10 protein-coding genes are annotated in these 13,006 nt (G+C 42.3%); 8 read left to right on the top strand and 2 right to left on the bottom strand.

The window, feature by feature from the left end:
• Window positions 1-5: 5 nt before the first annotated feature.
• Window positions 6-692 carry a hypothetical protein gene (locus ABTP35_RS08425; protein ID WP_293297334.1) on the bottom strand — a complete coding sequence of 229 codons (687 nt, stop codon included), beginning with the start codon at window positions 690-692 and terminating at the stop codon, window positions 6-8.
• Entirely contained in the window at window positions 689-4,486 is a 3,798-nt protein-coding gene (locus ABTP35_RS08420) for a reprolysin-like metallopeptidase (protein WP_293297337.1), read from the bottom strand. Before ABTP35_RS08420 ends, ABTP35_RS08425 begins: the two co-directional genes overlap by 4 nt.
• Before the next feature lie 57 nt (window positions 4,487-4,543).
• On the opposite strand from ABTP35_RS08420, the gene ABTP35_RS08415 reads away from it, so the two are divergent.
• The 8 genes from ABTP35_RS08415 (at window position 4,544) to mgtE (ending at window position 13,004) form a co-directional block, all read left to right on the top strand.
• The gene (locus ABTP35_RS08415) at window positions 4,544-5,473 is read left to right on the top strand and encodes a bifunctional riboflavin kinase/FAD synthetase (protein WP_224835688.1); all 930 of its coding nucleotides are present in this window, start codon (window positions 4,544-4,546) and stop codon (window positions 5,471-5,473) included.
• The gene (locus ABTP35_RS08410) at window positions 5,474-6,790 is read left to right on the top strand and encodes an HTTM domain-containing protein (RefSeq protein WP_293297340.1); all 1,317 of its coding nucleotides are present in this window, start codon (window positions 5,474-5,476) and stop codon (window positions 6,788-6,790) included. It begins immediately after the preceding gene.
• 50 nt (window positions 6,791-6,840) lie between these two features.
• The gene (gene serS / locus ABTP35_RS08405; protein ID WP_293297343.1) at window positions 6,841-8,112 is read left to right on the top strand and encodes a serine--tRNA ligase; all 1,272 of its coding nucleotides are present in this window, start codon (window positions 6,841-6,843) and stop codon (window positions 8,110-8,112) included.
• 255 nt (window positions 8,113-8,367) lie between these two features.
• The gene (locus ABTP35_RS08400) at window positions 8,368-10,125 is read left to right on the top strand and encodes a tetratricopeptide repeat protein (RefSeq protein ID WP_375334173.1); all 1,758 of its coding nucleotides are present in this window, start codon (window positions 8,368-8,370) and stop codon (window positions 10,123-10,125) included.
• 18 nt (window positions 10,126-10,143) lie between these two features.
• Window positions 10,144-10,461 (top strand): DUF4286 family protein, encoded by a 318-nt coding sequence (locus ABTP35_RS08395; RefSeq protein WP_224835691.1) that lies wholly within the window; start codon window positions 10,144-10,146, stop codon window positions 10,459-10,461.
• A 4-nt stretch (window positions 10,462-10,465) separates the two neighbouring features.
• Window positions 10,466-10,774, top strand: coding sequence for a gamma-glutamylcyclotransferase family protein (locus tag ABTP35_RS08390; protein WP_293297347.1), 309 nt, complete (start codon window positions 10,466-10,468; stop codon window positions 10,772-10,774).
• Window positions 10,775-10,792: 18 nt separating this feature from the next.
• A complete protein-coding gene (rsmA, locus tag ABTP35_RS08385) occupies window positions 10,793-11,665 on the top strand; it encodes a 16S rRNA (adenine(1518)-N(6)/adenine(1519)-N(6))-dimethyltransferase RsmA (RefSeq protein WP_375334172.1) in 873 nt (290 codons plus the stop codon).
• Window positions 11,652-13,004, top strand: coding sequence for a magnesium transporter (gene mgtE / locus ABTP35_RS08380; RefSeq protein WP_224835694.1), 1,353 nt, complete (start codon window positions 11,652-11,654; stop codon window positions 13,002-13,004). Before rsmA ends, mgtE begins: the two co-directional genes overlap by 14 nt.
• Window positions 13,005-13,006 lie beyond the last annotated feature (2 nt).

Raw genomic sequence — 13,006 nt, 5'->3', positions numbered from 1 at the left:
AAAAACTAGAGGACTTTAAAGTCAAACACACCGGAATCCGAGGTATTCCCCTCAAGATCTGTTGTGACCACTTTCCAATAATAGACGGTTCCAGATTCAACACTTACAGAAAGCTCCATATCTGTTGCATTGGCAAGGCCCACAGAAGTTGTCGGCGGATTTGTTGTGGACAAAAACACCTCGAAAGATTCTATATCGTTGTCCACGTCTGCACCTGTCCATTCCAATAGAACTTCATTGGCTACATCTTTGATTACCGTGGAACCTGAAAGCGGATGTACCAACTGAGCCGGAAACGGAGCATATGTGGTCTGTGACCCCGCATTGTAAAACAACCACGTTTCACTGGTCGCTACTTGATCCGACGAAGCGTTTTGTGAAGTAACCGACCAAGAGTATGGTGTTCCCTTGGCCAAAGTGAGACTGGCCGAGGTAGAAACGGTGGATAAATTTTGAGGTACATTGGTATTCAAATTCACAACATTTAAAGTGTAACGCTCCGTATTGCTGGATGCCATCCACCTAAAAGTTACCTGCGTAGATGTCTGGTTAACCTCCGTCCCTGTTGTACATTCGGAATTTTCCTCGGGAAATACCAGAGCTGCACCTTGCGGGGCCGGTGGCGGACCATCATCTCCACCACAAGAAACAAATACAGCCAAAACAAAAAGTCCAATTATATTCCGAATCATCTTTTTATAAATTTAAACATGTCGTTCTCTCCTTCTTTTTCCAGTCCCAAATAATAGATCCCCTTGGCCAAATATGATAGATCTAACACTAGGTTTTCGCCGAAAACCGCTCTACGTTCGGTATGGACCAATCTTCCATTAGCGGTAAATATTTTTATACCTAGTTCTCCTTCGTACCCGCCAAGATAAACTTCGGTGGCCGCATCTACCGGATTAGGGGAGAGTATGGACCGTGAAGAATAGAATAGATTTTTTTCCACTACTCCTTGACATGGTAGATCGGAACTCACCCTGAGCACATTATTTCCATCTTTTAAGGGGAGTTGAATTTTAGAACTCTCGGTCTGGGTGACCAAACCGTTCAATTCTACGTTATAAAATTCCGAACCTCTTAATTCCACCGTTACCATACCAGAATCAACCAACGCATCAATGTCCAGAACATCCGGTTGGGTAATCACCAAATTGTAGCAAACTTCTTCGTAGTCTATCAAGCCGTTGGTACCGGTTATACACAGCGTATATTCTCCTGCTGACAAATTATTGAAGGTCTGTCCATCGGTAAAATCAACAGAAACAGCTCCTGCTCCACCCTCCAACTGTGCCGTATAGGTGATAGATGTATCAAAAGGAGTCACCGTAATGGTTCCATCATTATTCACCCTACATGTTTCACTTTGGAGTTCTATTTCGAAGTTATCTGCAGCAAATCTATAAATAGCACAACCGTTGGTATCTACTTCGACTCCCTTTGGTGTTCCCAAGCAAAGATCGTCACCATCATCAAACACACCATCTTCATCCTCATCGGGTCTATAAGCCCCCTCTATACACACGTCCAACGAAAAACCTATTAAAGTACCACCATCACCCGAAGCTGTATCCGATATTTCCAATGTCCATTCCCCAAGAATTGATTCCCCTTTTAAGGAAGCCAAAGAACCCAAAGGGGACACTGTACCGGATATGGCCGGGCTTCCCGTACATTCGAGGGGATCACCATCATCATCGAAAACTGCGTTGATGTTGTTTTGCGACCCACATGTGTTTGAGATCAAGGTAACTTCGGTTCCTTGTGGAGAAATAAGTTTGATTATTAGGTCCTCCAAATAGGTATGATCTAATTCCAAATTTACGTTAACATCGGATATTGGAAGATCTTCCAAAAATATGACAGATGTAGAAATGGTGGTTGCAGCACCGGAAGAAATGGAAATGGGCAAATCACCCGGCTCCCTGTTTTTACAATCGACCTGGGTGGTAGTAAAACTAAATATTGTTCCAAATGTGCCGCTTGCGCATCCATTACTTGGCCTAACTCTCCAGAAGTATTGTGTTTCGGCCTCTAAATTGGTCACTGTTTTGTATTTGGTAAACGGTACGGTGGCAGATTCAACAATATCAGAAAATCCAGCATCAGTTGCAATTTCCAAATCATAACTGGAATATAAAGGATTGTCTTCCCAACTAAGTTCAGCGTCCAAAGAAACACCAACTTCACCGTTTGCCGGTGCAAGCAAAGTTACATTTGAAAATGTACCATCTTGAACTTTAAGAGACAAGACTACACTTTTTGTTACCGAAGCAGAAGTAGACGTTACCGTAATATCGTACACGCCCGGGGCAACACCATTGGTGTTGGACAAGGTCAGATCTACGGCAGTATCATCGACTGTTGCAGCTACTGGGGAAAAACCAGCTAGCAAACCGCCCGGCACATCTGCCGAAAAGGTAGAATTCTCGTTAAATCCATTATAGGTCTCATAAACAAATGGGATGATGATATCGTTTGGTTGACAAACTTCGTATTCCAGCTTTTCAAAATTCAGCACCACTTCCGATTCCTCAATTGTAAAATCGGATGAATTGACCGCAAAGAAAACATTGTCACTGGCCTTGACCATTATTCGTGCCATTGTGGAGACATTTCCTGGAAGGAGCACTTCCTCGGATCCATCGTTGAGCGTGTTTTCCAAAAGTGTGATCGGGTAAGTAAGCCCCCCGTCCAAAGAAAGGAAAACATCCACGGTCTGCGCATTTACGGGAGCTAAATCGGTATTGGCTACATCCCAAGTAATTTCCTGTACGGAACCGGCGGTATAAGTTTGTGGACTTGCTTGAGAGGTAACTACAAACGGCCCTGCTGCTTTAATTACGTGAACATCCAAAATATCGGAAACCACCTGTCCACCCCCGATTGCATTGTCGCGAACAGTAAAAGCAAAGCTAAGGGTCCTCTCTATTTCGGATACAGTTTCCCAAGTATCGGAAATAGTAGGATTGGTCTGTGTTAGATTGCCCTGCGCCACTTCGGACAGCCTTGGAAAAAATCTGCGGGGGTCGCTAGTTGGCGGCATTGATCTAAAATTGGCACCATTGGGGTTTGTTGGCCCAAACGAATTCACGGTAACCAAACCATCATTGATCTGTTCCCAAGTATAAGTTAAAGCATCGCCCAGATCCGGATCTGTAGCCTCGCCCTCCAAAACAAATGCCGTTCCCTTGGGAATGGTAAAGTCACCCACCGGGGTAAGTACAGGAGGCGAATTTACCAATGCTGTGGTCTGGGCACAGGAGGTAGTCTCCAAATAGGTGGAAATCTGAAGAATACTGTTGTAATGAAAATAGTCATCGCCATTTGCAGCAACATTGTTCACGCCGACTATACCGGCATACCCCATTATGGATGTACCGCTACCAGGTTCTGCCTGCACACCTGTTCCTTCGGATTCAAAAGACCATGTATGGTTTGCTCCAAATTGATGTCCAAGCTCATGGGCGACATAGTCCAGATCGAACACATCGCCCTGAGGCACGTTGGCCGCCGAAAAGGCACTGCCCTTTCGGTTATCTACGCATACGGCACCAATAAAACCAGCATTACCATTATCCTCGCCCACACCCACCTGGTGAAAAAGGTGACCCACATCGTAATTTTCTTCTCCGATTGTAGAGGTTATGGTCGACTGTACCTCAGAATTTAAGGAGTCGTCATAAGGATCCGTATTTGGATTGGTGAAAATTATTTGATCGTTATCGGCAACCAGTTCCAATGTTACCCCTAAATCTGTTTCGAAAACTTCGTTTACCCGGGTCAAAGTCGCATTTATTCCGGCCAATGCATCCGCAACCGTACCCCCCATTTCTTGGGTATATTCTCCAGATGCCGATACCGCTATTCTATATTTTCTAAGCTCCTGACCATCAACCAAGGGAACAATAGTTTTTTCAGTGTGTCCCAGTGATTTATTGACCATACCAAAAATACCCTTCTCCGTTCCGCAGGTAAAGCCAATTTTTGAGGACAGTCCGTTTTTTTTATCGTATAGGACATAAGTGTCCTCTTGATCGGAAACTGGTTCCACAAAGGTAGTTTTGTTATTTTTCAAATCCACGACCATGGACTGGACACCCTTGTGCGAATTGCTCAGTTTAACTTTATATCTACCATCTAGACTTATGCCGGTATAAGATTTGATATTCGGATACTTTTTTGCTAAATCTGGATGCAGAACAGAGGTTTCCTTAATTTTAAAGGGCATTACATTTCCTTCATTATTGGGAAGGTGAACCACCTGTTGGCCACTTTTAGCGTTCAAACTAGGGGACACTTGCTTTGCAAAACCCTCCCTATCAAGGGTCAATACCAGTTTTGCTTCAGAAATATCGGTCAGTGAAACACTTTTAAAACTTGCTTTTTTGGGAATTGTTTTCCAATAACTTTGTTGCCCGTATATGCAAAAGCAACTAAAAAATATGGTTATTGAGAAAACAAGATGTAATTTAGCTTTCATACACGGTCAGGGCATAGTATAAATTCAAATGTAAGCCTTTTTTATTTCTTTATTGCGTTGGAAACAATCCATAACATTTCTGATTTTAAGAACGTTCCACATCAAACGGTGGTCACCATTGGTACTTTTGATGGAGTACACTTGGGACACCGAAAGATACTGGAACGCCTCACAAACAATGCCAAAAACACAGGTTTAAAATCTACAGTGCTGACTTTTTTTCCACATCCACGTATGGTTCTTCAAAAAGATGTGGACATTAAACTATTGAACACCCTTGAGGAGAAAAAACAGATTTTGGAGACCCTTGGGCTGGATTATTTGATCATTCATCCTTTTACCAAGCAATTTTCACGGCTTTCTGCGATAGATTTTGTTCGGGATATTCTTGTAAACAACATTAAATCAAAAAGAATAATTATAGGTTATGATCATAGGTTTGGACGCAACCGGAATGCCAATATTCAAGATTTAATGGCCTTTGGCAGTACTTTCGATTTTGAAGTGGAAGAAATACCTGCACAAGAGATAGATGACGTATCGGTGAGTTCCACAAAAATAAGAAAGGCGCTTATGGAAGGTGATGTGGAAACAGCGAACAGTTACCTCAACTATGCTTACATGCTCACAGGAACCGTAAAGAAAGGCAAAGGATTAGGCAGGGATTTTGGTTTTCCAACGGCCAACCTCCATATCGCGGAAGACTATAAACTTATCCCAAAAAATGGGGCCTATGTAGTAAAAAGCGACCTTGGTGGCAATACGTATTTTGGAATGATGAACATTGGGTTCAACCCTACCGTAGATGGTTCACGAAAAAGTATAGAAGTCAATTTTTTTGAGTTCGAAGGAAATCTTTACGATACAAAAATCCAGGTACAACTGTTGCACCGAATTAGGGACGAGCATAAGTTCAACTCCATAGAAGAACTTAAAGAGCAATTAAAAAAAGACAAAAATCATTCGTTGGACCTAATCTCCAAGTAAATGTTCGACCAATTTCTTTACAAGAAGATTGACAATGCGCAACTTGTGGTTTTCAGGATTTTTTATGGATTGTTGGTCAGTGCGGAATGTTATGGTGCCATAGCAACGGGCTGGGTCAGACGAACTTTGGTGGAACCTCGGTTTACTTTCTCCTTTATCGGTTTTGAATGGTTACAGCCCCTTCCCGGTAACGGCATGTACATTTACTTTGCGGTAATGGGCACATTAGGACTACTGATCGCCCTAGGTTATAAGTATCGGTTCAGTGCGCTGGCCTTCGCAATTCTCTGGTCGGGTGTGTACCTAATGCAAAAATCATCGTACAACAACCATTATTATTTATTGATGCTCCTTGCCTATATTATGGCGTTCTTACCGGCAAACCGAGATGCATCTTTAGATGCAAAGTTGAATCCGGGTTTACGTTCACAGACCATGTACAACGGGGTCCGATGGGTCATTATCCTACAACTGTTCATTGTTTACACCTATGCATCTGTAGCCAAATTATATGCGGATTGGTTGGATTTTAGCATGATAGACGTTTTGATGACCTCCAAAAAAGATTATTACATCATCGGAGAACTTCTTCAACAAAAATGGGTCCATAAGATCATTGCCATATTTGGTATTAGTTTTGACCTCTTGATCTTACCCGCCCTCCTTTGGAAACCAACCCGTAAAATTGCGTTTCTGCTTTCCATTTTCTTTCACCTGTTCAATAGTATCGTGTTTCAAATTGGGATTTTTCCATACCTGTCCTTAGCATTTACCGTCTTCTTTTTTGAACCACAGACTATTCGAAACATTTTTTTAAAAACCAAAACATTTGCCCCGGAAGCCAAAATCATCATACCAAAAACCAAAAACATGATCTTGTCGGTTCTGGGCATTTATTTTCTAGTTCAAATAGCGTTGCCGCTTAGGCATCATTTTTTTAAAGATGATGTCCTCTGGACCGAAGAAGGTCACCGATTGAGTTGGCGCATGATGCTGCGGAGTCGAGGCGGGAGAATAACCTACAAAGTGGTAAACCCCAAAACCAAAGACACCATCAAAATCGATTTGGATAAGTATCTTACAAAAAAACAACATCGCAGGGTTACATGCTATCCCGATTTTATTTGGCAGTTTGCCCAACACCTTAAAAAGGAATACGCAAAAAAAGGAGAAAGCATACAAGTGTTTGTGGACAACAAGGTTAGAGTGAATCAAGGGAGCTATAAACAATTTATAGACCCAAAAGTGGATTTGGCCAACGTTCCATGGAAACATTTTGCCCATAACGATTGGATTCTGCCATCTCCAAAGGAATAAAGTTGGGCACTTCTTCAGATTAAATTAAATTTGCCGCTCAAAACAAGGCCATGCTTCAAATACAGAACATCCGGGAAAACAAGGAAAGTATTATTACCGCATTAAAAAAGCGAAACATCGATGCCGAACCAATGCTATCGAAGGTATTGGAACTCGATGAAAAAAGGCGTTCCATACAAACGGAACTGGATGCGACCTTGGCCGAATCCAACAAACTTTCCAAAGAGATCGGTATGCTTTTTAAAACAGGAAAAGCACAAGAAGCCAATGTTCTAAAAGAAAAAACCGCTGGACTCAAAGAAGCATCGAAAAAATTAGGGGACGATCTAAACACTGCTGCAGAAGAACTTCAACAGCAACTGTATTTGATTCCCAACGTACCCCACGAATCTGTTCCTGCTGGGAATTCCGATGAGGACAACGAAGAGATTTTCAAGGAAGGGGATGTACCGACCCTGTCCGAAGGAGCTCTTCCGCATTGGGAATTGGCAAAAAAGTACAACATTATAGATTTTGAGCTTGGTGTTAAGATAACCGGAGCAGGTTTTCCTGTGTACAAGGGAAAGGGCGCTCGATTACAGCGCGCTTTGATTGCCTATTTCTTGGATAAAAACACCGAAGCAGGATATACGGAAATGCAAGTTCCGCTCATGGTCAACGAAGATTCCGGTTACGGAACGGGACAGTTGCCCGACAAGGAAGGCCAAATGTACCATGTACAGGCAGACGACCTTTATCTCATTCCAACGGCAGAAGTCCCCGTGACCAACTTGCACCGGGGGGATATTTTGGCAGAGAGCGATTTCCCCATAAAATATACCGGATACACCCCTTGTTTCCGTCGCGAAGCCGGAAGTTATGGCGCCCATGTCCGTGGTTTGAACCGTTTGCACCAATTCGATAAAGTGGAGATTGTACGCATGGAGCACCCCGATAATTCGTACCAAGCGCTGGATGAGATGGTGGAACATATAAAAAATATTCTTCGAGAACTTAAACTCCCTTATCGCATTTTACGCTTGTGCGGTGGTGATTTAGGTTTTACTTCTGCCTTAACCTACGATTTTGAAGTATTTTCCACAGCACAAGACCGTTGGTTGGAGATTAGTTCCGTATCCAATTTCGAAACCTTCCAGGCCAATCGATTAAAACTGCGCTACAAGGACGAAAATGGAAAAAGCCAATTGGCCCACACCTTGAACGGAAGCTCCCTGGCATTGCCAAGGGTACTCGCCGGAATCTTGGAGAACTATCAGACCGATGAGGGCATAAAAATCCCCGAGGTTTTGGTCCCGTATTGTGGATTTGACACTATCGATTAAGGCTTTGCACTAATTATTTGGATTCGCTTAACAGAATCCCCCACATTTCTGCGTTATATTTGAAATAAACCACATTGGCCTACAATCCAAAGTGTAATTTTTTGAATACGATTGTCATTCCAACAAAGCTAAGCAACGAGGAATCTCATAATCTTGAAATTGAAATGAGGTTCCACTAGTTTCGGAAGAACAGGACATTCTTATTGAATATTACTAATGAACATGTCATTGCAGCGTCTTTTATTTCTCCTTTTGATGGTATCCTCTGTTATTGGATGGTCCCAAGAAGATTTCTTGGCCAAACAATATTTACAGGACGGCGATTATGAGAAAGCTGTGGTATTTTACGAAAAATTAGTAGAAACCAACCCCAGGCGTACCGATTATGCAGAAGGACTCGTAGCCTGCTACCAACAATTGGAGCGATACGATGAAGCGCAGGCATTTTTACTTAAAAAAATAGAAGACAGTTATGCCTTTCCCACTTTTTATATTGAACTGGGATACAATTTTACGCTCAAAAACGAATCCGATAAGGCAAGCACGTATTACGACAAGGCAATAAACAAAATAGAGGACAATCCCAATTTTGGATATAGTGTTGGCTATCGTTTTCAAAAATATGCCCTATTGGACTATGCCATTCAAGCATACACCAAGGCCATGGAACTAAAGCCGGACCTGAATTACGATTTTCAATTGGCCCGCATTTATGGGGAGCAGGGCAACATAGCCAAAATGTACCAATCCTACCTCAACCTGATCTGGGAAGGACGCACCAGTCGCTCCAATGTATTAAGGAACATCGATGATTTTATCTCGGAAGACCCATCGAATGAGAACAATGTGCTATTGCGCAAAGTACTGTTGCAAAATGCACAAAAAACGCCGGATATTCTTTGGAACGAGCTCCTGAGTTGGCTTTTTGTTCAACAAAAGCAATACAATAGTGCCTTTGGCCAAGAAAAGGCCATATATAAACGTAGAGAAGGGCAATCGATAAATCGATTGGAAAACCTTAGCGATATTGCTGTGGAAGACAAAGATCTGGAAACCGCCACCTCTATTTACCAGTACATCGTGGACAACTCGGAAAATCCCAGGACCAAGTTAAATGCGGAACTCAACCTAATCGATATCGCTTTGGAAAATCCAACAAAAAAAACATTGGAAAACGTAGAAAAGAAATTCCAAAGCCTAGTAGAGGAATACGGTAATCAAAGTACCACGTTACAACTGCAGATCGCCTACGCCAACTTTCTAACTTTTAAAAAGGAAGATCCCGAACCAGCTATCGCCATGCTCAAACAAAGCCTTGAAATTCCAATGGGCCGGATGATTATGGCTTACGTGAAACTGGCATTGGGCGATATATTGGTGTTCGACCAAAGATTCAACGAAGCCTTGATCCTATTTACCCAAGTACAAAAGAGCGTAAAAAATGATGTACTAGGACAAAATGCCCGATTTAAAGTCGCACAGACCAGCTTTTACAAAGGTGATTTTGACTGGGCGCTCACCCAACTAAAAGTTTTGCGAAGCTCTACTTCACAGCTCATTGCCAATGATGCCATGCAATTGAGCTTACTTATTTCCGACAATTCGTTGGAAGATTCCACCCAGACCGCATTAAAAAAATATGCAAGGGCAGATCTATTGGCCTATCAAAATAAAAATAAGGAAGCCATAAAAGTACTTGAAGATATTTTACAAAATCATAAGGGCGAAAAAATTGAAGATGAGGCCCTTCTGAAACAAGCCAAGTTATTGGTGGACCAAAAAAATTACGAGGCTGCCAAGTTCAACTATCAAAAAATTGTGGAGTTTTACAGTGATGGAATTTTGGCAGACGATGCACACTTTGCCCTTGGTGAACTCTACGATAATATTTTAAACGAACCAGAAAAGGCCAAAACCCATTACGAGAAAATTATTTATAATTATGAGGACAGTTATTATTTTCCACAGGCCCGAAAGAATTTTAGACGATTGCGCGGGGATGCCATAAACTAATCATTTAAAAAAAGTAAAATGCTCATATATAACGTTACCATTAACATAGACGATACCGTGCACGAACAATGGTTGGAGTGGATGAAGGACAAACATGTGCCGGATATGCTGGCAACGGGCAAATTTACACATGCCAAAATGGTAAAGGTGCTGGTAGAAGAAGATATGGGTGGCATTACCTACTCCATACAATATACCACAAAGAATAGGTCCACATTGGAAGCCTATTATAAGGAGGACGCGGACCGCCTGCGTGCCGACGCCCAAAAAATGTTTCCCAACAAATTTGTTGCCTTTAGAACAGAGCTGGAAGTGGTAAGTCAACAAATACCTTAAAAATTTGGAGTTTATTTTTTCCTACGGAACCTTACAAGATACCCAGGTACAAGAGTACATTTTTGGACGTATATTAAATGGAAAGCCCGACACCGCATTGGGTTTCAAGAAAATCGAAAATGCCGTATATGGCCGTTATCCGTTGGTCATCAACACCAATGATCCCGAACACAAAGTAAAAGGCATGGCTTATGAAGTAAGTGATACCGACCTACTAAAAGCGGACATTTACGAAACAAATGCATACAAAAGGGAAAAATTCCTATTGGAATCAGGAGATGAAGCTTGGATCTATATCAAAAATTCCAACTAACTTGCAAAAAAACCCGCAGTGCCCAAAAAAAAGAGGAAAAAATACAATAACGGAAACCGTCATCCCCAAAAAAATGAACAAATAGATGGTGCTGTAAAAGCAAAAAAGCACTTAGGGCAACATTTTTTAAAAGATGAGTCCGTCGCAAAAAAGATTGCTGAGACACTGTCGTTGGATGGTTATAAAAATGTACTGGAAATAGGCCCTGGCATGGGTGTTCTCACCAAATATCTGCTTCAAAGGGATTTAGACCTTGTGGCCATGGACCTTGATGAAGAGTCCATTGTTTACCTAAACCACAGTTTTCCTTTGGAACATGCCTCTATTTTAAAAAACAACGATCGCCTCAATATTATCGAGGCGGATTTCCTCAAGTTCGACCTAAAACAACTATATGGCGAAGAGCAATTTGCCATTACCGGGAATTTCCCATACAATATTTCCAGTCAGATAGTTTTTAAGATGTTGGAAATGCGACAGCAAATACCCGAATTTTCCGGTATGTTCCAAAAAGAGGTGGCCAAAAGAATCTGTGAAGCACCGGGCAGTAAAACCTACGGTATCCTATCCGTATTGGTACAAGCTTATTACGATGCCGAATATCTATTCACCGTTCCTCCCGGAGTTTTTGATCCTCCGCCAAAGGTGGATTCCGGAGTATTGAGACTCACAAGAAAAAAAGAATTGAACCTCCCTTGCGACGAGCGCCTCTTCTTTAAAGTAGTAAAAACAGCTTTTAACCAAAGACGAAAAACAATCCGAAACAGTCTTAAAATCTTCAACCTTTCCGATAATCTAAAAGAGAATACTATCTTTGACCAACGCCCGGAACAGCTTAGTGTGGCCGATTTTATAACGTTGACACAGAAGATAGCCAATGACCCCGTTTAAACTCACAGACGACCTTTTAGCAGAAATCAGGGAACTGATCGCCAACAAGAACAATGGTGAGCTCCAAACCATGATGAAGGAGTTCCACTATGCCGATATTGCGGAAATTGCGGACGAACTCGAAGTTGATGAGGCCACCTACCTGATAAAACTGCTGGACAGTGAAAAAACATCGGACATCCTTGCCGAAATGCACGAGGATATCCGGGAGGCCGTACTTAAAAATCTAACAGCCAAAGAAATTGCCGGCGAACTTTCGGAATTGGATACGGATGATGCCGCGGACATCATAAACGAGCTTCCCAAGGAAATTATTCAAGAAGTTATCTCCGAGATAGAAGATCGGGAACACGCCAAAGATATTGTAGATCTTTTGCGCTACGAGGAAGATTCCGCAGGTGGACTTATGGCCAAAGAATTGGTAAAAGTCTACGAAAACTGGACCGTGACCTCTTGCGTTAAGGAGATGCGCGCCCAGGCAGAGAATGTTACCCGCGTACATTCCATTTATGTGGTGGACGACGAAGGCAAATTAAAAGGAAGATTGTCCCTAAAAGATTTGCTCACCGCTCCAACCAAAAGTCACATAAAAGATATCTATATCCCAAAGGTAGATTCCGTAAACGTGAACGAAAAAGGAGAAGAAGTGGCCAGAATTATGTCCAAATACGATTTGGAGGCCATACCCGTGGTTGATGAAATCGGGCGTTTGGTCGGGCGCATTACCATCGATGATATTGTAGATGTAATACGTGAAGAAGCCGATAAGGATTACCAAATGGCGGCAGGTATTTCCCAAGGCGTTGAAGTGAGCGATAGCATATGGGTACTCACACGGGCCAGGCTGCCTTGGCTAATTTTAGGTCTTTTTGGTGGACTTGGTGCTGCGGCCATTATGGGAACTTTTGAAGATATGATTTCCAAACACGCAGTTTTATTCTTTTTTACTCCCCTAATTGCTGCGATGGCCGGAAACGTTGGGGTACAGTCCAGCGCCATAGTAGTGCAAGGTCTCGCGAACGACGACCTAAAAGGAAGCATGAGAAACCACCTTTTAAAGGAAATGCTTTTGGCCTTGCTCAATGGATTTATACTAGCCATCCTGCTCTTATTGTTCACTTGGATCTGGAAAGATGCCTTTACCACCGCTTTGGCCATATCGCTATCGCTGATAGTAGTAATTGTTGTGGCAGGGCTGATCGGCACATTTATACCATTGTTCCTTCATAAAAGAAACATTGATCCAGCAATTGCCACCGGACCGTTCATTACCACGAGCAACGATATTTTTGGAATCTTGATCTATTTTTGGATCGCCAAATTAATTTTGGGAATATAAAA

The sequence above is a fragment of the Flagellimonas alginilytica genome, assembly GCF_042134605.1.
GTDB classification, from domain to species: Bacteria; Bacteroidota; Bacteroidia; order Flavobacteriales; family Flavobacteriaceae; genus Flagellimonas; species Flagellimonas alginolytica.
This window is presented reverse-complemented; position numbering and strand designations above follow the sequence as displayed.